Here is an 18188-nt window from a genome sequence, read left to right on the forward strand (position 1 = left end):
CCCAACGGAAGGAGTAACCCTATGAATTTGAATATCAGTGGCCATCATCTTGAAGTGACCCCATCTATCCGTGAGTACGTAAACAGTAAGATGGAACGAGTCATTCGACACTTTGACAATGTAATTGACGTTAATGTCATCCTATCCGTGGAGAAACTGCAACATCAGGTTGAAGCAACCGTTCACGTTCGCGGCCGCGATATCCACGTCGAAGCGACGGATGAAAATATGTATGCAGCCATTGACTTGCTGGCCGATAAGCTAGACCGCCAAGTTGTGAAGCACAAAGAAAAATCAATGGATCACCGTAACGAATCCATTAAGCAGCACCAGCCTACCGCTGAATAAAGCGACTTTTCTCACCTTAGCGGGAACCGGAATACTCAGGTTCCCGTTTTTGTTTTTAAACGACGGCGCTACAATGGGTGTCGTCCCTGTTTTGGTCTGTCTACAATGAGCTTGATCGCCCAAATTTTGCCTAGCGGAAATGTCTTCCTTGACATGGAAGTCGGCAGCAAAAAACGTATTTTTGAACAAGTTGGTATTTTGTTTGAAAATAGCCACGGTATTGCCCGTAGTGTTATTTTTGATAGTCTGTTTGCCCGGGAAAAGCTTGGTTCCACGGGGCTTGGGCAAGGGGTTGCCATCCCTCATGGCCGGATTAAAGGTTTGAAAGAAGCCACAGGTGCATTTGTGCGCCTTAATGAGCCTATCCCTTATGACGCGCCTGATGGCAAGCCGGTTTCCTTGGTATTTGTGTTGCTGGTGCCTGCTCACGCTACCGATTTACATCTGCAAATTTTGTCCGAACTGGCTCAGCTTTTCTCAGATAAAGTATTGCGCGAGAGTCTGCTGGCGGCCACTGAACCCGGCCAAATCTGGAAGCTAATCAGTACTTGGGAGCCTTATGCCACAGATTTCAGTTAGACAGCTTTTTATCGATAACGCCGAGAAGCTGCGACTGACGTGGGTAGCAGGGCAATCGGGTGCGAATAATCTGCTATCTAATGATGCATCTGAGCAAAAGCCAACACTCTCTTTAGTCGGCCACCTGAATTTTATCCACCCCAACCGCATTCAGGTGCTTGGGGTGGCAGAAACGGTTTATCTGCTGCAGCTTAGCCCCGAGGCGCAAAGAGAATCCTTGGCGCGGCTTTTCTCTAATGAAATGGCGGCAGTGATTGTAGCCAATGGTCAGATTGTGGGCGACTGCCTGCGCGAAGCCTCTGAGCGTTTTCATGTACCGCTGCTCACCTCCCCCGAGCAATCCCCCTATTTGATGGATGTACTACGCTATTACCTCTCGAAGGCATTGGCGGTTTCTACGCATCTGCACGGGGTGTTTCTGGATGTGCTGGAAGTGGGCGTTTTGCTGACTGGCGAATCGTCGATGGGTAAGAGCGAGCTGGCGTTGGAGCTAATCTCACGCGGCCACGGCCTTGTGGCAGACGATGTGGTTGAGGTCTATCGCACCAATCCGGAAACGCTGGAAGGGCGATGCCCGCCGATGTTGCGTGATTTTCTCGAAGTGCGCGGAATTGGCGTATTGAATATCCGCACTATTTTCGGTGAAACTGCCGTCAGGCCGCGTAAAACACTCAAGCTGATTATGCATCTGGCCAAGGCGGGTGGCGAGAAAGTCGCTCCGATGGATCGATTGCAAATGCAGGCGGCCACGCAAGATATTCTTGGCGTGCCGATTCGCAAGCTGGTGATTCCTGTGGCGGCCGGTCGAAATTTAGCGGTTTTGGTTGAGGCTGCGGTTAGAAATTATATTTTGCAATTACGCGGCATTGATTCCACGCGTGAATTTATTGAAAGACACCAAAAATTTATGGAAATGGGCGAATAAGTCGCTCACCCAATATGCAGGGTGTTTATGCAAGTATCAAAATATAAGCTACACAAAAATATACAAAATAATGGGGATGGGGAGTGAAACAGCAGCAGGTTATTTTATTATCTGGTTTATCAGGGGCGGGTAAAAGCGTTGCACTTAAGTCTTTAGAAGATCTTGGCTATTTTTGCATCGATAATTTGCCTGCGCCTTTGCTGCCACAAACCGCGGCATTACTGGATGAAGATGGCTATCCCAAAATTGCCATTTCGGTTGATGTGCGCAGCGCCCACAATTTTGCCAGCTTCCCCAATCATCTTGAAGCCCTGTTTGAGCTGGGGCTTGATGTGCAAATGCTGTTTCTGGAAGCGAATAACGACACTCTGGTGAAGCGCTTTTCTGAAACAAGGCGCAGCCATCCGCTCTCTAGTGGCACATTAACGGTGACCGAGGCTATTAGCTTAGAGCGTGAAATGCTGGCTGATTTCTCCGCAGTTGCCCATCGTATTGATACCAGTGATTTATCGGCTAATCAGCTGCGCAGCTGGATTCGGCAGTTTGTGGCGCTGGACCGCTCCAGACTCACGGTGATTTTTGAATCTTTTGGCTTTAAGCATGGTTTGCCAATGGATGCCGATTTTGTGTTTGATGCCCGCTGCCTGCCCAACCCCTATTACGATAAATCTTTACGCCCTTTAACGGGTAAAGATCAGCCCGTGATTGATTTCTTAGAGCGGCAAGCGGTGGTGGGGCGCTTTCAAAGCCATATCAAAACATTTATGGAAGCTTGGTTGCCAGAGTTTGAAGCCGATAATCGCAGCTATATCACGGTAGCGATTGGCTGCACCGGCGGCCAGCATCGCTCGGTTTATTTAGCGGAGCAATTAGCGGCATACTTTGCCGAGCATCGGCAGGTATTGCTTAGGCACCGTGAGCAGCATGCCTGAAATACGCCCCTCTCGAAATCGGGAGATGCTTAGGGTAATGCGGCCAGGTGACTGGCCGTTTGCCTTACTGGCGCTGGTTTTTGTGGTGTATTTGGGTTTTTGGAGCTGGCAGCAGGAGAGTGCCACGCGGGTGCGTATTTATCAGGCGGGCAAAGTCTTTGCCGTGCTGGATTTAAACGCAGAGCGCACGGTGCAAGTGGCTGGCCCCCTTGGGTTTACCTCTGTAGAAGTAAAATCGGGCCGGGTACGTATTAGCCGTGACCCCAGCCCGCGCCAATATTGTGTGCGCATGGGCTGGCTGGATCAGGCTGGCCAAATGGCGATTTGCCTGCCTAACCGAATCAGCATCGAGCTTTTAGGCTCGCGTCCTCATGAATTCGACAGCCTCAGTTACTGAAATCCGTATCAAACCCAGTTTGGACGATGTGCGCATTGCCCGCTATGCCGCGCTGGCGATTGCCTTATCGGTGCTGGAGGCGGGTATTCCTTCGCCTATTCCCGGTATTAAGCCGGGGCTGGCTAATATCATTACCCTGATTGCGCTCTGGCGCTTTGGCTGGCGCGATGCTGCGTGGATTTCCATGCTCAGAATCATCGGCAGTGGTATTGTGCTGGGCGGTTTTTTATCCCCCGGTTTTGCTATGAGTTTGATGGGCGGGCTAAGCAGCCTCTTAGCCTTGGCCGCTGCGAATCACTTGCCTAGGCGCTGGTTCGGCCCCGTATCGCACTCGCTGGTTGCCGCCTTTGCCCATATGGCAGGGCAGCTATTATTAGCGCGGCTCTGGCTGATTCCGCATAATGGCATCATCCATTTAGTGCCCCTGTTTGCTGCTGCAGCCTTGGTATTTGGTGTGGTAAATGGGGTGATTGCAGCAAAGCTGCTGGCTCGTGAGTGAAACGTTCAAAAAGTGCGTAGGGCGGGTGAAACCCGCGTATTTTTCAGCATCGCTCGCGGGTTTCACCCGCCCTACAAAAAATACACAACATAGCGTTATAAATATCAATTGATTTGGTTTTCTCTGTGGTCTGTTTTTAAACTCCGTGTTCTCTGTGTCTACAGACCTTTGGGTGTTACATCGTTTTAATAGGTTTCAAATGAAAACAATAACTTTAGCTTTTACCGGCGCATCCGGCCTGCCTTATGGCCTGCGCACGCTGGAATGCTTGCTGGCGGCGGGTTGCACCGTGCATGTGCTCTATACCCAGGCAGCGCAAATTGTGGCCAAGCAAGAGCTAGATGAAACCTGGCCTTCGCGCGCGGCCGATTTGGCGGTGCTTTTTCGCCAGCGTTATGGCGTTACTGATGAATCAAAGCTGCAAGTATTTGGCCAGCAAGAATGGTTTGCCCCGATGGCCTCCGGCTCTAACCCTGGCGATGGCATGATTGTTTGCCCCTGCACCATGGGCGCTTTATCGGCGATTGCGGTGGGCGCTTCGGATAATTTATTAGAGCGCGCTGCGGATGTGATGATTAAGGAAGGCAAAAAATTAGTCGTTGTTCCACGTGAAGCACCTTTTTCGGTGCTGCATTTGGAGAATATGCTCAAGCTGGCTCGGCTGGGCGTGGTGATCTTGCCGCCTAATCCGGGCTTTTATCACCACCCTAAAACCATCGCCGATTTAGTCGATTTTGTGGTGGCAAGGATATTGGATCAGTTCCAAATCCCGCATCAGCTGATGCAGCGCTGGGGGGATAAGGGATGAGTGTAAAGATTGACTGGCCTTCATGGAAAGTCGGGTGTTTTGTCCTGCTTGCACTGTGGTTCTGGCCCTCGTTCGCCCCGCACGATCCTTGGAAGCCCGACGAAAGCTATATCCTTGGTCTAGTTTATGAATACACGCTGCGCGATAACTGGCTGGTGCCGATGCTGTCTGGCGAGCCTTTTATGGAAAAACCACCGCTGTTTTTCTGGACGGCAGCGGGCTTCTCCCGCTATGTATTTACCTGGCTGCCAGTGCATGCGGCAGCAAGATTAGCCGCGGCATTTTATATTGCGCTCACCTTTATCTTTGCCGCTCTGGCCGCAGGGCAATTTGCTGCCCGCAGCCGGGCCAAAGACCCATCGCAAGCCGCATGGCTCACCGCCATTTTGCTTGCAGGCACGCTGGGCTTAGTCGGCAATGGGCATCATATTCTGACCGATAGCGCCTTATTTGCCAGCTTTGCCATTGCCCTCTACGCATTTGCTATATTTCCCTTACGGCCACTTGCCAGCGGCCTGCTGATGGGCACGGCTTGGGGAATGGCGTTTTTAACTAAGGGCCTGTTGGGGCCGGGCTGCCTTGGTTTGGCGGCTCTGTTGTTGCCGGTCTTTGATCGTACTTACCGGCAAAAAGCGTATTTACTGACGCTAAGCATCGCCTTGCTGGCCGCATTGCCTTGGTGGCTGATCTGGCCTTGGCGCTTGTGGCTGGCCTCGCCGGAGTTATTCAAAACTTGGTTTTGGGTGAATAACCTAGGGCGTTTCCTCGGTGAGAATAACCTTGGCCCGGAATACGAGCGTGGCTTTTACCTGAAGATTTTGCCTTGGCACGCCTTCCCGCTGATTCTCTATCTGCCGGTTTTATTTTTCAGGCAGCGCCTCGATGCGTTTAAAAACGCCGCCCCGGCAGCCCTGCTTTGCCTTTTGACCTACACCATCTTGTCCTTGGCTAAAACCTCGATGGAGCTATACGCCGTGCCCGCCGTGGTGGCGTTTGCCGTATGGATGGGCGCACAAGCATCCAGCGTCCCCGCCACTTTCGAGCGCCGCTTTGGCCTTGTCGCCCTGTGCTTAGTGGCTGTCAGTGCGCTATTACTCTGGTGGGCTTGGGCTGCCCTCTACTTTGGCCTGCCTTTGCAAGCGCGCCTGCTGCATTTCTTACCGGGTTTTGCAGAAAAGCCAAACTGGCTGGGTGTGCTGTCCGCGCTCGCACTTACCATCATCGTGTGGAATCTGGCTTGGCGAGCACCCCAGTGGGCCAAACACCAGGGCGCTATCCGCTGGCTGGCCGTGCTGGTGATGAGCTATGGCCTAGTATTCAGCCTGCTGTTACCCGGCTTAAATTACAGCAAAAGCTATAAACCCATGATGCTGGATTTAGCCACCCAACTAGATAAAAACCAGTGTCTGGCTAGCTTTGGCTTGGGTGAGCACGAAAGAGGCAACTTCCACTACTACACCACGATGCGCGTGCAACGCTTCGAAATAGGCCGAGGCAAAGAATGCCCGCAGCTATTAATCCAAGGCAGTACCATGCCCGCCAATATTGGTGAATATAGCTTGTTGAAAAAAACCACAAGGGCGACGGATAAGGGCGAGGAGTTTAGTGTTTGGCGTAAGATATAATAAATATTGCTTACTTTTTGCTGATATTATGCGGAATGAGTTGTTTGGTTGGGCAGGTCGGTGTGTGCAGGGGGTAAACTCCGCTTAATAGTGGGCGGTTTTTTCATGGCAATTTATTTTTGCCGCATCAAGTAAGGTTTTGTCACTGAACGTGGTATTTCAGGGTGTCTATATCTTGTTAGGTGTAAAGAATGTCAGTGTATTTAGGCTGATAGGGGTAATAGGTGAGGGAGATTTCTCCCGGACGTTTGTTGGCTCCATAGCTCTTCTGTTGTTTTTGCTGCGTTATTTATCAATTGGTTTGGTTCTTTCGGCCGAATCCAGTCAAAAGGAGGTGTCTATGGTTGCAGCATTTACTGCCCGTGTTCGTATGTTATTCAGTTCCACAATTGAAACTATGTGGGCTATTGGAGTCGGTAGCGTTGTTTCGCACCTATCTACCTAAATGCATTGCTTCACCAAATAATATATTCAATCGGACTGGTTGGGGCGCGACAGCTCATTCGGGGCATTGGTGCGGTTGGCCATTCGGTTAATACAATCTTAGGTTTCTTTGGCCATGCAAACAGGTTGCTGCTTTCTATGCTCAAAAGATAGCGTGCTTCAGTACAGTCATGTACTGCCTGCCTTTGTGTTTCGCTGGCAACGTGAGAGTTCAGCCAATGGACACATCCGCACAACGCAGGAGCCAAATAGACGCGTTCAAGATGGACTCAAGCACTATTGGCTATGCAAAAACTGTGAGGACCTATTTAGCCAGTCAGAAGGGTTGTTCGCCAATCGCGTGTTTAGGCCATACACAGACCATGGCAAGCTCACGATTCAATATGGACCTTGGCTCTCGCACTTTTGCGCATCCATCTCTTGGCGGGTATTGCGGCACTATCAGCAAGAAAGTGACTTCAGCGATACACCTCAAATGCTACGTGATCGGATGGCATCTGCTGAGGCAACTTGGAGAAGGTTCTTGCTTGGGGAAATACAGCATCCAGGCGAGTATCGACTTCACCTCATTCCTATGGATGAAATTTCATCCACATCAATGGATCTCCCATCCAACATGAATCGGTACATTATGCGGGCCATACACATGGACCTGTGTCAAAGCACTAATTTGATGTTCACATACGCCAAGATGGGTCGATTTATCGTGTTAGGTTTCATTCACGAGCCATCCCCTAATCACTGGAAAGGCACTAAAGTCCATGTAAATGCTGGACTCATTGCCCCCAAAAAATATGTCCTACCCAGAGCGTTTGGGGAGTATCTGATGCAAAAAGCTCAAGCGATGCGAGATGCACTAGACAGTGTCAATGAGAAACAGCAGGGAAAAATTGACAAAGCTTTCAGGGGGAGCATTGACCGCTATGCCAAAAGCGATGCGTACCGAGCAATGAATGCTGACGTTACCCTGTTCGGCGAGAAGGCATTTCGCAGTCCAAAGGTCTAAGGCCATAACTCGTAATTCCCATCTGTAGGGCGCACTCAAAGCGAAGTGTAGTGCGCCGTATGTGGCTTATTAATCACGTGCATTGACCACTTTGCTAAGCCCATGCGGCGTAATGCGCTGCGCTTATTAGCGCCCTACATCATCATATTTATGATGCCCTTTGGCTTTGTTTGGGGTGGTTTGCATTTTTTAGGTATTGGAATGGCCTCCTTCTGTAAGTTTTTTTGCCCTGCAGGATTTTGGGTGTTTGTTGCACCAGAAGTTTGGTATCGCTTGCGGCCGAACCCATTATTTCGCCAGATATGCCAGAAAAGCCTCGCTGGCTGGTGAATTTAAACCTTAGCGATCAACGGAATGTTATGAAACTTATCAGCACACTACTCATTGTGTTTGCGTCTATTTCTAATTCATGGGCTACTGAGCTTAAGCCGTTTAACTTTGAGCCGGAAACGAAATCGCAAACGATTGCTGTGGAAAAAACGGTTTGTGGTTTTCCAAATTTAAAATTGCCCACGGAATTCGCGGTGTTCGCGGCAGGAGCCTACTCAGGTCGAAAGATTGCGTTTCAAATTGATCAGAGCGGCCATGAAGGAACGCAGATTGATGTTGTGGTAAATAGCCCCAATAAGCCCGTTGTATTGATGCTTGGTGCCTATGAGCCAACGATTTGGAATATTGGCTGGTCGAAAGCAACTAAAATCATTGCGGTGTTGGTTGGGGGATATCATCGGCAGGCTGTAGCCGGGCTGGTGAAAGGCACTCCATTACTGCTTAGCACTTACGACAATCGTGGGCCGTGCGGATACTTCTATGTTACCCCTGATAATCTGGCCCCTTTGAATCCTTTGTCTAAGCGTGTTTTTGCACGTCAGGTTGATATGGTCTTCCCCGCAGTTAATGGCAAGGTAGTTATTGGAGAGCCGCTTCCTGCTGGAAGCAAGCTGCTTACATCTGCCGAAACCACGCCTGAATTATTTTATGACAAAACTGCACCGATTGCGGGGCCTGCAGGGTTAGAAGATGCTGTTCGCAGAGGGCTTTTACGCAAGGCAACAGCGGCTGATGCCCAAGCATGGGCTGATGCAGTTTTGAAAAATTCGCCACAAAGAGATATACCGCCGGTTGCTGGTCAAGGCGTTCCTAAACCTCCAAAGATGTCTGTATACAATGCGTATGTAGTGCTTAAACCATTTACTTATCCTTCTGGGTTGTATGGTGGAAATTCGGCGACCTTCCTGATTCGTAAGGGCGTACCAAAACCAGATGGCAATCCGGGGCATTCTGCTGTTTATGATTTCAATACACTGAATTGCCAGGGAGCATTATGCGGTGCTCACTAACCTTAAAGGGCTGCACAAAGTCATTAGCCGTATGCACCTTTGTAGGGCGCACTCAAAGCGAAGCGTAGTGCGCCGTATGAGGTAAGCGCCGAAGTTAAATTATTCCGCATCACCCTGCAGAAATAAAACACTACCCGTTTCGCCAATGTAAAAACACGCAAGGCTTATGGCGTATGTGGCTTATTAATCGTCACGTGCTTTGCTAAGCCGCATGCGGCGTAATACGCTGTGCTTATTAGCGCCTTACAAAGTTAAACATATAAATATGCCTATTAAGGGGCGCTATGCTGGATGCACAACAAATTCTTCTTAACGCTCGTTGCACGGTTAGCTTTAGCCCTCGTGATTTAGTCAGAGAGTTATTGGCTTATGGAGAGATCGATGCCGCCGAAAAACTCATGCAACTTGATCCTCAAGCTGTAGCTGCGATTGGTGTACTTGCTTCCAATCACTATTCTGCACCAGAGAATCTCATTCTTGATAAGGCGATTTGTTTAGCGGTTGTGGAGTTTTTGGAAGGGAGGGTACGACCTCTTAAGCGGAAGCGCCGCCTCTATCAAAAGAAAGCCTAGTAGGCATGAGCAGCACGGTGGTTTATGTATTTATGAGGGTAGGGTGAATAATTCATTAAACCCATGTATTTAAACTAAATGGATGGGCTTTGAATGATCACTCCCTGTAAATCTCTTAATCAGCCGGGCTGGCTTACGCTTCGGTCAGCGCTTTGGCCTGATTGCTCAAAAGATGAGCACTTGGCAGAAATGGCACTGTTTTTAGCTTCGCCGCAGCGTTTTGCCCAGTTTGTGGAATACGATCAGGCTGGCAGGGCGCTTGGGTTTATTGAGCTTGCCGTGCGGGGCGATTATGTAAATGGCACGGAGTCTTCGCCGGTTGCATTTCTTGAAGGCATTTACGTTGAGCCAAGTGCCAGACGGCGCGGCATTGCGGGCAAGCTGGTTGCCGCTGCTGAGCAATGGGCCAAAGAGCATGGCTGTAAGGAGTTGGCTTCTGATGCTGCAATAGAGAATACCCAGAGCCATGCCATGCATAAATCACTTGGTTTTAATGAAACTGAGCGGGTGGTTTTTTTCAAAAAAGCGCTGTGATAAAACAATGTCCTAAGCCATGACACATGTGTAATGCACCGCATAGGGTAAATACACGCAGTCTTGCATTGCAATATGTTCAATTTGCCATTGCTCTTACAAAGTCCACAGGATTTGCACAGATGATGAATCAGCTTCTGGCCGAGTTAAGAAAAATCGAGGGGGTAGAGGATCGCCCGTCGCCTGTAGCGGGAGGATGTGCACTTTTTTATTTTGGCAAAGAGTTCGCGCATTTTCATAACACAAATGAACTTGATCTAAGGCTCACTAAAGCCATCATCCGCAAGCTTGGAATGCAGCATCCGCCTGATTCGCTTCATCATCCGACCCGCTCACCTAATTCCGCCTGGATTGAAGTGCGCTTTAGCTTGGCCAGCGATATTCCAAAGCTTGTAGAGCTGGTTAAACTGGCCATTACAAAGCTATAAATTTGCCGCCAGCTTCTACGGGCCAAGTTGAGGGCAAAGGTACACTCTTTAACTTTTTACTTAGCCGAGCAGGCCGAAGCAATCTGCTTATCTTTCACTTTATGTATCTGGCAGGGCTTATGCACATCCATATTCAACAGACCACGGACGTAGATTGGCTCGATCTTAAGACCATCAGGCTGTCTTCACTGGCGGAGTCGCCGGATGCGTTTGGCCTCACCTATGAGGCGGCCTTTGCCTACACGGATGCCCAATGGCAGGATCGGGCAGGGAATCGAACGCCTCCCATGTATTTCGTCGCGCGTGCTGAGGGAAATCCAGTTGGCGTGATCGGTGGCGTTAAGGCAAACACCGGCTTTAACCTTATCGCCATGTGGGTTGCCCCCTCGCATCGCGGTCTTGGTATTGGAAGCGCTCTGGTTGAGAAAGTCTTGGCTGCTGCTGCGTCACGTGGCGAATCTGAAGTGTGCCTGTTTGTTTCCCCACTCAACAAAGCCGCGTGCGCACTTTACGAGCGAATGGGCTTTTGCTTTACCCCGCACTTTGAAGCGCTAGAGAGTGATCCGAAAATCATGCTGCAGCGTATGCTTGCCAGATTTGATACGTGTTTACCGGCTGATTTTATTGCGACTTTTTAGCGCTTACTTTATTGCAGAGACTACTTTGCATAGGTAGAAATTGTTAGAAAAACGGAGAAAGTAGAAATGACAAAGTTATTGCAAATAGATTTCCCATTCAACGGGCCCTTTAATCAGCAAATGGCTGATGAATTTAAAGAAATTGCCCGTTCAATTGCTGCTGAGCCAGGATTTATTTGGAAAATATGGACGGAAAATGAGAGTACCAAAGACGCTGGCGGGATTTATTTGTTTCAAAACGAAGAAACTGCCACGGCTTATCTCGATAAACACACGGCGAGGTTAAAAGGTTTTGGGGTTTCTGAAGTGCATGCCAAGATTTTTGATATAAATTTAGATTTATCAAACATCACAAAAGGCCCTGTTAATTAGCGTTATCAAGGGCTAGAGAAGTGAGCTTTCATATTTCAATATTTTTGTTGAAATGTTAGACCTAGCTTCGTGCTTTGGGCACAAAGTGCCCAAGGCCGTATTCGCTTGGTCAGCGATCTATGTCTAAGCTATTTCAGTTGGCAGTTAAATTAACAGGGACTTAGTTTTTAAATTATCAAGGTGATATTGAATGATCCGTATTGGCTATTTTTCTTTTTTGATTGGCGCAGGGATTGCTCTCTTTGGCGCGTTAATTCATTGGGTTGCACCGCTTATTGGCCCAGATTGGTACGCCTTTCTTACCGCGCCAAAGTGGGTGGTTGATTCAGCTCGAAATGGAACGGCGGAAGCGCCGGTTAGCGCGGTATTGATTGGCTTTTTGATGTTTACTTGTGCGGTATATGCTTTTTCTGGTGCTGGCGTGATTAAGCGCTTGTTTTTGCTAAGAACAGGATTGATCGTTATTTCCAGCATTTGCTTATTGAGGGGGCTGCTGCTGGTGCCATTGTTGATTCGGGTGCCAGAATTATTGAGCACCTTTGATATTGTTGGCTCAGTTGTTTGGTTTGTGGCAGGCCTTGGTTTCTTTGTTGGCACGATTAAAAATTGGCAATCTCTTAAATAAATATCGGCCAGATACGCAGTAAATCGTTTCCTTCGTACGGTATAACTGCGGTCTGGTTTTGTTTCTTTACCCGATCGCTGTTTTCCTTATTTTTTCAGTTAATTCTAAATCGGTAAACCGATGCGACTCTTGCTTACAATTGTGCTCGTTCTATTGCTATCAGGCTGTGGGGATGTTTATTGCTATCTAAAGAGCGGTGAGATCGGACGGGCGTTGAATAAAGAGCTTCGTGATAACACGCAGGTCGAAATGGTTAAGCTGACAAAATTTGCATGGGACGAATTTTTTCTCTTTGACCCCTATCTGCCTAAAAGCGAGGTATGTAAGCGCTTGATGCTCTCTGCTGTTGAATGTAAATCGGCGTTCAAGATCGAATTTATTGGCGAAGGAGAAATGCTGATGGTTTTTCGTCTAAAGGGGCGGCTTGTGCATACGGAATTGCATCGCCGCTATTTTGGAGATTTTACGCCTGCGCCTGAAACACCATTTACCCCGCAAACCGCCGTTTTCTTAGTTGCTACTGAAGGCAAGGGCGCTTTGGGTGGGGATTGGTTGAAGTTGCGGCCCCAAACTCAGGCTCTGGCTTTGGGGCGATAGGCCAAATTTTATTCATCACTGATGGGCGTGATACTACCTTACCAGTCGCTTAATTCATTGTCAGGACACAAACCATGGAAGCTTTTCCTCCGCTCTCGCAAGTCCTCTCCAAGTTAGACTCACTGGGTGTTTCTTTGCCTGCTGGCCCGGTTTTGCTGGATGGATATGGCGATTCTGCTGAGTTATCCGAAGAGCTATTGGCGTTAATTCGCCAAGGCAAAAAACGTGCAGGCACTGGTTTGTTGTGGGGGCATGAAGCGGATCAAGTGCCTGTGCCATGCGTGGGCGATTTGCAGATTGTGCTTGATCACCATAACGAGCCAGCGCTGATTACGCGTGTGGTGAGCACTTATATTGTGCCGTATTCAGAAGTGACTGCCGAATATGCCGCGATTGAGGGTGAAGGCGACGGCTCTTTGGAATACTGGCGTCAAGCGCATTGGGGGTTCTTTGCACGGGAGTGTGAACAACTGGGCCGCCAGCCTGTAGAGAGCATGCCGGTTGTATGCTGCGTTTTTGAAGTGCTGCATATTTTGCCTTCGCCCGTTGCTGCCTAATTCATAGGCGGGGTTCCCTCTTCGATTAAGGATAATCTATGCATGTCGTCATTCTTACTTTTCAGGGCTTCAACGAGCTTGATTCTTTTATCGCGCTTGGCGTGCTCAAGCGAGTGCTGGGCTGGCGGGTCAGCATTTGCTGTCCGGAGGCGACCGTTACATCATTGAATGGCGTAACGATCCATGCACAGAGTTTATTAGATGAGGTGGCGAGCGCAGATGCGGTGCTAGTGGGGAGTGGCTCTAAAACGCGCGAAGTGATTAATGATCCGCAAATTATGGCGCAACTCAAGCTAGACCCTAGTCGGCAGCTTATCGCCGCTCAATGCTCGGGAGCATTGGTGTTGGCGAAGCTGGGTCTTTTAGGCGCGATTCCTGCGTGCACCGATCTCACCACCAAGCCTTGGGTAATAGAGGCAGGTGTTGAGGTGCTGAATCAACCTTTTTATGCCAAAGATAATATCGCCACCGCCGGAGGTTGCTTTGCCGCGCCATATCTAGCCGCATGGATGATTGCTAAAACGGCGGGCATCGATGCTGCCAAAGAAGCGCTTTACTACGTGGCACCGGTGGGAGAAAAAGAAGAGTACGTAGCTAGAGCGATGAAGAATATTGCGATGTATTTGGCTTGATTTGGGGCTGGCGGTGTTGGGATTCTAATACCCATATGTAAGCATTGCGTTCGTAGGGCGGGTGCAACCCGCCAGACCTTGATAAGAAACATAAGGGAAACAGCAGGTTTCACGCCATTTGCACTAAGCAAAGTCCAAAAGATCTATTTAGTGCCTTCGGCACGTTGATTTAGGTGCGGCATCCCCGCGGGGGACTCACTTTCTTGAACGGCCAAGAAAGTACGCAAAGAAGGCCGCCCCGACCAGCACGAAGGCCCCTCGCTGCGGATAATCGCCTCGGCGAAAAAGGCTGCTCACTCGCTGCCTCGCTACCCCTTTTCCGAAACCCCGAGTCTATTATTCCTCGCTTCGGCGTGCTTCAAGGGGATTTGAAAAGCCCTATGCCAAGAGCGTGGCTAATAAGTTTTTCGTTGTTTGCTGAAACAAAAGCAAACTGGTTAGCAGATGGGGTTTCACCCGCCCTGCAAAAGATGCATAGAAAAATTATCTCAAACCCCCAACTGCTTCAAACTTACCCTACGGAACAGTGCCATCAGGGCCAGTGCGGCGCAGGTGAGGGCGGCGACTAGCGCGATCCAGTAGCCTTGCACGCCGTAGCCGGGCAGGGTGGAGGTGCCGAAGGTGAGCAAGTAGCCAAGTGGAATGCCGATCACCCAAAAGGCGGTAAGGTGAATCAGCATGGGGCCGCGGGTGGATTTGTAGCCGCGTAATACGCCTGCCACCACAACTTGTGTGGCATCAGAAAATTGGAAGAAGCCTGCCAATACCAGCAGCTGGCTAGCCAGCATGAGCACTACGGTATCGTTGGTGTAAAACCCTGCGATAAAGCGCGAGGCAAAAATCATGGTGGTGCCGGTTAATAGGGCAATGCACAGCCCCATATGAATGCCCGTCTGTCCAATAAAGCGAGCTGCTTTATAATCCCCGGCGCCAATCGCATGGCCCACTCTGACTGTGAGCGCTGTACCAAGCGCCATCGGCACCATAAAGGTGAGCGATGAGAAATTCAGCGTGATCTGGTGCGCAGCCACCGTAACGGTGCCTAGGCGGGCAATTAATAGGCCGATCAGGCTAAATGCGCTGACTTCTACAAAAAACATCATGCCAATGGGCAGGCCTAATTTTAGTAATTGCTTTTGCGCATGCCAGTCTATGCTTTGCCATGCGCGAAATGGATGGGTGTTTTTGTAGACGTGGGCATAGCGGATCCATACAGCTAATAGCAAGAAATTAATCCATACGCAAAACGCTGTTGCCCAGCCGCAGCCCACGCCGCCCATGGCTGGAAAGCCCCAGTGGCCGTAGATCAATACCCAGTTACAAGGAATATTGAGCAAGAGGCAAAAGATGGAAATCACCATCATCGGCTTGGTTTGATTCAGTGCTGCGCTATAGCAATACAAAACGCGGTAGCAGGCAAAGGCGGGCAAGCCCCAGCTAACAGCTTTTAAGAATTCTCCGGCTTTATGTGCAACAACGGCTTCAAGGCCCAGATGATTAAAAATCGGCAATAAAAAGCGAATTAAAATCAGGCCGATTAAGGCGAGGATCAGGGCTTGCACCAGCGCTTGCTGAGTTAAGTTTGGAATGGGTTTAAGATCATTAGCGCCGATTTTTTGTGCCACCAGCGGGCTGATGGCCAGCAAAAATCCCATCAGCGTTACCATCATGGTGACCCAGATGGACGAGCCTACCGATACCGCTGCCAGATCACCTGCTGAAACACGCCCAGCCATTACGGCATCAATAAATGCAGTGCCTGTGGTGGCGAGCTGTCCAATAGCAATGGGCCATGCAAGGTGCCAAGTGGCGCGAATATCGGTGAGTCGGGTGGTCATAGTGATCTACTGGTTTTTTACTTGGCTTGGTAGATCGAGTCCAACAGACTGCTACTTATGCAAGCAAAATGGATTGATGGGTTCGTATTCGGCAAGTAAATCAGGATATCGTCGGCTAAACATCAGCGCATCTTGCAAATCTAAATTCAGAATAACGACGCTGCCATTGGCCAGATTCTCGGTACGAAAGCCCAAGCTGGTGGCGGCGGCAAAAGCCTTGGAGAGTGCCAGTGGCGAGGTATTGCGCTTGGCATTGAGGCGCAGCCAGCTTTGTGTTTTCCAGCGCAGCGCTGGGTGGAGTTCGCGGGTGGCTTTGGTTAATTCTGGGGCTAGGCAGTCGTACATGGCAGCATTCCTAATTCACATAGTGGGAAGCTGGTCGCAAGGTTTTTGAGGTCGGATGCGGCCAACGCTTTAGCGATATTTCCCCATGAGTCTTACTTCAGACTTGGGCGCGCCTCGCAAGTTGTCGATTAATAGGCGCGTAAAACAAAAAAACCCGCAACGCGGGTTACGCTGCTTTAGCTGCATTTATAAAGCGCCCGCAAGCTGGCAAAATCAACTCGGCGCTGTGAGTTTCATTCTGGCGGTGAGCGGCTTAGCTGTCAAGCAGCTTATTCTGGATGCTTTGAATCTAACATCATCGTGATCGGGCCGTCATTAATCAGCGCGACTTGCATATCTGCGCCAAAGATTCCTGTAGGAATAGGCTGGGCGCTCAGCTCGGCTAGCTTTGCCACAAAGGCATCAAACAGCGGCTGAGAGATTTCGCCCTTGGCAGCTCTGCCCCAAGATGGGCGATTGCCCTTGTTGTAAGAGCCAAATAGCGTGAATTGCGAAACGGCCAGCATCTCACCTTGGCAATCGAGCACCGAGCGATTCATCACTCCTGCTTCATCTTCAAAGATGCGCAAATTGCATATTTTCTTGGCGGTCCAGTTTAAATCGGCTTCAGAATCGCTGTTTTCAATCCCCACTAAAAGTAATAATCCGGTAGATATTTGCCCGCAGATTTCGCCTTCTACAGCCACACTGGCTTGCTTTACTCTTTGAATTAAAACGCGCATTACTTTCCCCCGGAAGCAGTGATATTACATGGGCTTTGAAATTTCTTAAGCGCAAATATTGCCTGCTGACATTGCTATTGGCGATGGCTTTTGTTCGGCAGAGCCCTAATTTACATTTTTTGAAAAATGAGAAACAGAGCCTAGTAAAGGGGCTGAATATTCAGTATTCTCGTTTATTTTACCGCTAGGGATAGAACCATGAAAAAAGTAGGTCTGGTTGGCTGGCGCGGCATGGTGGGTTCTGTCCTCATGCAACGCATGCAGGAAGAAAAAGATTTTGATGTGATTGATCCTGTTTTCTTTACCACTTCGCAAGCTGGCCAAGCCGCTCCGAACTTTGGTAAAGACGCAGGCACACTGAAAAACGCTAACGATATCGCCGAGCTGTCGTTGATGGACGTGATCATTTCTTGCCAAGGCGGCGATTACACCTCGGATATCTTCCCAAAACTGCGCGCCGCAGGCTGGGATGGCTACTGGATCGACGCGGCTTCTACCCTGCGCATGGAAGAAAACGCGGTGATCGTGCTTGACCCGGTGAATGACGATTTGATTCGTGCTTCTTTGGCTAAAGGCGTTAAAAACTATATCGGTGGCAACTGTACCAATTCCATCATGTTGATGGGGATGGCTGGCCTCTTTAAAGCAGGCTTGGTCGATTGGGTTAGCTCAATGACTTACCAAGCCGCATCCGGCGGTGGTGCAAACCATATGCGCGAGCTGATTAAGGGCATGGGCGTGGTTTATGGCTCGGTAGCCGATGAATTGGCAACGCCAGCTTCAGCGATTTTAGAAATCGATCGTAAGGTTGCAGAAACAATTCGTAGCGACGTGCCAACAGAGTTTTTCGGCGCGCCATTGGCTGGCGGCTTGATCCCTTGGATCGATGCCCAGCTGGATAATGGCCAGACTAAGGAAGAATGGAAAGGCCAAGCCGAGGTAAACAAAATCCTCGGTAATGCAGCACCAATTCCTGTTGATGGCCTCTGTGTGCGGATTGGCGCAATGCGCTGCCACAGCCTTGCCTTAACCATTAAGCTAAATAAAGACCTGCCGCTCGCCGAAATTGAAGCGCTGATTCAATCAGGCAATCAGTGGGTGAAATGGGTGCCAAATGATCGTGCGGTAACAGTGAAAGAGCTAACTCCTGCTTCCATCACCGGCAAAATGGACATCGGCGTAGGCCGTGTACGCAAGCTGAACATGGGCCCAGAATACATCAGCGCTTTTGTGATTGGCGATCAGCTGCTCTGGGGCGCTGCCGAGCCATTACGTCGTATGTTGCGGATTTTGCTAGGATAAAAGCTAGGGAGGTATTGCAAGCATGACGTAGGGCGGGTGCAACCCGCGTGCAATGCTGAAAAATACGCGGGTTGCACCCGCCCTACATGAAATCACTGCAAGCTGCTGTCCATCAAAAGAAAT

At 49.6% G+C, this 18188-nt stretch carries 23 protein-coding genes; 20 read left to right on the forward strand and 3 right to left on the reverse strand.

The window, feature by feature from the left end; all coding sequences use genetic code 11:
• Positions 1 to 21: 21 nt before the first annotated feature.
• From hpf to ACFQNF_RS11920, 19 genes are all read left to right on the forward strand, one after another.
• On the forward strand, positions 22 to 348 hold the full coding sequence (gene hpf / locus ACFQNF_RS11830) for a ribosome hibernation-promoting factor, HPF/YfiA family (protein WP_380188164.1): 327 nt from the start codon (positions 22 to 24) through the stop codon (positions 346 to 348).
• Between the two features lie 105 nt (positions 349 to 453).
• The gene (gene ptsN / locus ACFQNF_RS11835) at positions 454 to 927 is read left to right on the forward strand and encodes a PTS IIA-like nitrogen regulatory protein PtsN (RefSeq protein ID WP_046351715.1); all 474 of its coding nucleotides are present in this window, start codon (positions 454 to 456) and stop codon (positions 925 to 927) included.
• On the forward strand, positions 908 to 1852 hold the full coding sequence (hprK, locus tag ACFQNF_RS11840) for an HPr(Ser) kinase/phosphatase (protein WP_046351716.1): 945 nt from the start codon (positions 908 to 910) through the stop codon (positions 1850 to 1852). Before ptsN ends, hprK begins: the two co-directional genes overlap by 20 nt.
• Positions 1853 to 1935: 83 nt before the next feature.
• Positions 1936 to 2784 carry an RNase adapter RapZ gene (rapZ, locus tag ACFQNF_RS11845; protein WP_046351717.1) on the forward strand — a complete coding sequence of 283 codons (849 nt, stop codon included), beginning with the start codon at positions 1936 to 1938 and terminating at the stop codon, positions 2782 to 2784.
• Between the two features lie 37 nt (positions 2785 to 2821).
• Positions 2822 to 3181 carry a NusG domain II-containing protein gene (locus ACFQNF_RS11850; RefSeq protein WP_380188165.1) on the forward strand — a complete coding sequence of 120 codons (360 nt, stop codon included), beginning with the start codon at positions 2822 to 2824 and terminating at the stop codon, positions 3179 to 3181.
• A complete protein-coding gene (locus ACFQNF_RS11855; protein ID WP_380188166.1) occupies positions 3156 to 3680 on the forward strand; it encodes a Gx transporter family protein in 525 nt (174 codons plus the stop codon). The genes ACFQNF_RS11850 and ACFQNF_RS11855 overlap by 26 nt, the downstream gene beginning before the upstream one ends.
• A 199-nt stretch (positions 3681 to 3879) precedes the next feature.
• Positions 3880 to 4488, forward strand: coding sequence for a flavin prenyltransferase UbiX (locus ACFQNF_RS11860; RefSeq protein ID WP_046351720.1), 609 nt, complete (start codon positions 3880 to 3882; stop codon positions 4486 to 4488).
• Positions 4485 to 6113, forward strand: coding sequence for an ArnT family glycosyltransferase (locus ACFQNF_RS11865; protein WP_380188167.1), 1629 nt, complete (start codon positions 4485 to 4487; stop codon positions 6111 to 6113). The genes ACFQNF_RS11860 and ACFQNF_RS11865 overlap by 4 nt, the downstream gene beginning before the upstream one ends.
• A gap of 1270 nt (positions 6114 to 7383) precedes the next feature.
• Positions 7384 to 7563, forward strand: coding sequence for a hypothetical protein (locus tag ACFQNF_RS11870; RefSeq protein ID WP_380188168.1), 180 nt, complete (start codon positions 7384 to 7386; stop codon positions 7561 to 7563).
• A 359-nt stretch (positions 7564 to 7922) separates the two neighbouring features.
• The gene (locus tag ACFQNF_RS11875) at positions 7923 to 8903 is read left to right on the forward strand and encodes a hypothetical protein (RefSeq protein WP_380188169.1); all 981 of its coding nucleotides are present in this window, start codon (positions 7923 to 7925) and stop codon (positions 8901 to 8903) included.
• A 284-nt stretch (positions 8904 to 9187) separates the two neighbouring features.
• A complete protein-coding gene (locus tag ACFQNF_RS11880; RefSeq protein ID WP_380188170.1) occupies positions 9188 to 9475 on the forward strand; it encodes a hypothetical protein in 288 nt (95 codons plus the stop codon).
• 93 nt (positions 9476 to 9568) lie between these two features.
• The gene (aac(6'), locus tag ACFQNF_RS11885; RefSeq protein ID WP_380188171.1) at positions 9569 to 10009 is read left to right on the forward strand and encodes an aminoglycoside 6'-N-acetyltransferase; all 441 of its coding nucleotides are present in this window, start codon (positions 9569 to 9571) and stop codon (positions 10007 to 10009) included.
• A 68-nt stretch (positions 10010 to 10077) separates the two neighbouring features.
• Positions 10078 to 10437 (forward strand): luciferase domain-containing protein, encoded by a 360-nt coding sequence (locus ACFQNF_RS11890; RefSeq protein ID WP_380188172.1) that lies wholly within the window; start codon positions 10078 to 10080, stop codon positions 10435 to 10437.
• 119 nt (positions 10438 to 10556) lie between these two features.
• On the forward strand, positions 10557 to 11075 hold the full coding sequence (locus ACFQNF_RS11895) for a GNAT family N-acetyltransferase (protein ID WP_380188173.1): 519 nt from the start codon (positions 10557 to 10559) through the stop codon (positions 11073 to 11075).
• A gap of 66 nt (positions 11076 to 11141) precedes the next feature.
• Positions 11142 to 11447, forward strand: a complete 306-nt coding sequence (locus tag ACFQNF_RS11900; protein WP_380188174.1) for a monooxygenase — start codon at positions 11142 to 11144, stop codon at positions 11445 to 11447.
• Between the two features lie 190 nt (positions 11448 to 11637).
• Positions 11638 to 12072 (forward strand): hypothetical protein, encoded by a 435-nt coding sequence (locus tag ACFQNF_RS11905; RefSeq protein WP_380188175.1) that lies wholly within the window; start codon positions 11638 to 11640, stop codon positions 12070 to 12072.
• 213 nt (positions 12073 to 12285) lie between these two features.
• Positions 12286 to 12669 (forward strand): hypothetical protein, encoded by a 384-nt coding sequence (locus tag ACFQNF_RS11910; RefSeq protein ID WP_380188176.1) that lies wholly within the window; start codon positions 12286 to 12288, stop codon positions 12667 to 12669.
• A gap of 74 nt (positions 12670 to 12743) precedes the next feature.
• Positions 12744 to 13226 carry an ASCH domain-containing protein gene (locus ACFQNF_RS11915; RefSeq protein ID WP_380188177.1) on the forward strand — a complete coding sequence of 161 codons (483 nt, stop codon included), beginning with the start codon at positions 12744 to 12746 and terminating at the stop codon, positions 13224 to 13226.
• A gap of 38 nt (positions 13227 to 13264) precedes the next feature.
• The gene (locus ACFQNF_RS11920) at positions 13265 to 13858 is read left to right on the forward strand and encodes a DJ-1/PfpI family protein (protein WP_380188178.1); all 594 of its coding nucleotides are present in this window, start codon (positions 13265 to 13267) and stop codon (positions 13856 to 13858) included.
• Positions 13859 to 14346: 488 nt separating this feature from the next.
• Here ACFQNF_RS11920 and ACFQNF_RS11925 read toward each other — a convergent pair whose 3' ends face one another.
• From ACFQNF_RS11925 to dtd, 3 genes are all read right to left on the reverse strand, one after another.
• Complete coding sequence (locus ACFQNF_RS11925; protein ID WP_380188179.1) at positions 14347 to 15696, reverse strand: MATE family efflux transporter; 1350 nt, start codon at positions 15694 to 15696, stop codon at positions 14347 to 14349.
• Positions 15697 to 15747: 51 nt separating this feature from the next.
• Positions 15748 to 16041 (reverse strand): hypothetical protein, encoded by a 294-nt coding sequence (locus ACFQNF_RS11930; RefSeq protein ID WP_380188180.1) that lies wholly within the window; start codon positions 16039 to 16041, stop codon positions 15748 to 15750.
• Between the two features lie 269 nt (positions 16042 to 16310).
• Positions 16311 to 16763, reverse strand: coding sequence for a D-aminoacyl-tRNA deacylase (gene dtd / locus ACFQNF_RS11935; RefSeq protein WP_380188181.1), 453 nt, complete (start codon positions 16761 to 16763; stop codon positions 16311 to 16313).
• Between the two features lie 198 nt (positions 16764 to 16961).
• Here dtd and asd point away from each other — a divergent pair, with 198 nt between their 5' ends.
• A complete protein-coding gene (gene asd / locus ACFQNF_RS11940; RefSeq protein ID WP_380188182.1) occupies positions 16962 to 18065 on the forward strand; it encodes an aspartate-semialdehyde dehydrogenase in 1104 nt (367 codons plus the stop codon).
• The last annotated feature ends 123 nt before the right edge of the window (positions 18066 to 18188 follow it).

The sequence above is a fragment of the Iodobacter arcticus genome (assembly GCF_042664895.1).
Taxonomy (GTDB): Bacteria; Pseudomonadota; Gammaproteobacteria; order Burkholderiales; family Chitinibacteraceae; genus Iodobacter; species Iodobacter arcticus.

Coding starts and splice junctions, on each gene's coding strand:
- hpf (WP_380188164.1), top strand. CDS start 22: ATGAATTTGAATATCAGTGGCCATCATCTTGAAGTGACCCCATCTATC.
- ptsN (WP_046351715.1), top strand. CDS start 454: ATGAGCTTGATCGCCCAAATTTTGCCTAGCGGAAATGTCTTCCTTGAC.
- hprK (WP_046351716.1), top strand. CDS start 908: ATGCCACAGATTTCAGTTAGACAGCTTTTTATCGATAACGCCGAGAAG.
- ACFQNF_RS11850 (WP_380188165.1), top strand. CDS start 2,822: ATGCGGCCAGGTGACTGGCCGTTTGCCTTACTGGCGCTGGTTTTTGTG.
- ACFQNF_RS11855 (WP_380188166.1), top strand. CDS start 3,156: ATGAATTCGACAGCCTCAGTTACTGAAATCCGTATCAAACCCAGTTTG.
- ACFQNF_RS11860 (WP_046351720.1), top strand. CDS start 3,880: ATGAAAACAATAACTTTAGCTTTTACCGGCGCATCCGGCCTGCCTTAT.
- ACFQNF_RS11865 (WP_380188167.1), top strand. CDS start 4,485: ATGAGTGTAAAGATTGACTGGCCTTCATGGAAAGTCGGGTGTTTTGTC.
- ACFQNF_RS11870 (WP_380188168.1), top strand. CDS start 7,384: ATGCAAAAAGCTCAAGCGATGCGAGATGCACTAGACAGTGTCAATGAG.
- ACFQNF_RS11875 (WP_380188169.1), top strand. CDS start 7,923: ATGAAACTTATCAGCACACTACTCATTGTGTTTGCGTCTATTTCTAAT.
- ACFQNF_RS11880 (WP_380188170.1), top strand. CDS start 9,188: ATGCTGGATGCACAACAAATTCTTCTTAACGCTCGTTGCACGGTTAGC.
- ACFQNF_RS11895 (WP_380188173.1), top strand. CDS start 10,557: ATGCACATCCATATTCAACAGACCACGGACGTAGATTGGCTCGATCTT.
- ACFQNF_RS11900 (WP_380188174.1), top strand. CDS start 11,142: ATGACAAAGTTATTGCAAATAGATTTCCCATTCAACGGGCCCTTTAAT.
- ACFQNF_RS11905 (WP_380188175.1), top strand. CDS start 11,638: ATGATCCGTATTGGCTATTTTTCTTTTTTGATTGGCGCAGGGATTGCT.
- ACFQNF_RS11915 (WP_380188177.1), top strand. CDS start 12,744: ATGGAAGCTTTTCCTCCGCTCTCGCAAGTCCTCTCCAAGTTAGACTCA.
- ACFQNF_RS11920 (WP_380188178.1), top strand. CDS start 13,265: ATGCATGTCGTCATTCTTACTTTTCAGGGCTTCAACGAGCTTGATTCT.
- ACFQNF_RS11925 (WP_380188179.1), bottom strand. CDS start 15,696: ATGACCACCCGACTCACCGATATTCGCGCCACTTGGCACCTTGCATGG.
- ACFQNF_RS11930 (WP_380188180.1), bottom strand. CDS start 16,041: ATGTACGACTGCCTAGCCCCAGAATTAACCAAAGCCACCCGCGAACTC.
- dtd (WP_380188181.1), bottom strand. CDS start 16,763: ATGCGCGTTTTAATTCAAAGAGTAAAGCAAGCCAGTGTGGCTGTAGAA.
- asd (WP_380188182.1), top strand. CDS start 16,962: ATGAAAAAAGTAGGTCTGGTTGGCTGGCGCGGCATGGTGGGTTCTGTC.